Origin of the sequence: Psychrobacter sp. W2-37-MNA-CIBAN-0211, assembly GCF_040309405.1 — a bacterium.
GTDB lineage: Bacteria > Pseudomonadota > Gammaproteobacteria > Pseudomonadales > Moraxellaceae > Psychrobacter > Psychrobacter glaciei.
In genome coordinates this window covers 1-242 of record NZ_JBEOOU010000515.1, presented here as the reverse complement: position 1 = coordinate 242, position 242 = coordinate 1, and the positions used below count along the sequence as shown (strand labels likewise).

Genomic DNA, 242 nt, shown 5'->3' with positions numbered 1-242 from the left:
GTTTACATCGGCTTCAAGCTCTTTAGCTGCACCTAACTGATCTTGACGGTCTTGCTGGCGTTGGTTAATACGCTCAAGTGATTGGCGAGCCGATGTCATAGACGAGCTGTTAGTGTTTAATGTGCTGTTTACAGCCATAGTAGCTTGTTGCACGCTTTCTGTGGTTTTAACCATAGTTAGCTGGCGTTGGTTTTCTTTAATCGACTTTTCAGCTTCTTTAACTTGCTGTTTAAGCGCTACAA

General features: G+C 43.4%; 1 protein-coding gene. It reads right to left on the bottom strand.

Going from position 1 to position 242, the window contains the following annotated elements; all coding sequences use genetic code 11:
• Positions 1–242 (bottom strand): PspA/IM30 family protein (locus AAEY72_RS16095; protein ID WP_352311678.1); only part of this gene is annotated, 242 nt, incomplete at both ends.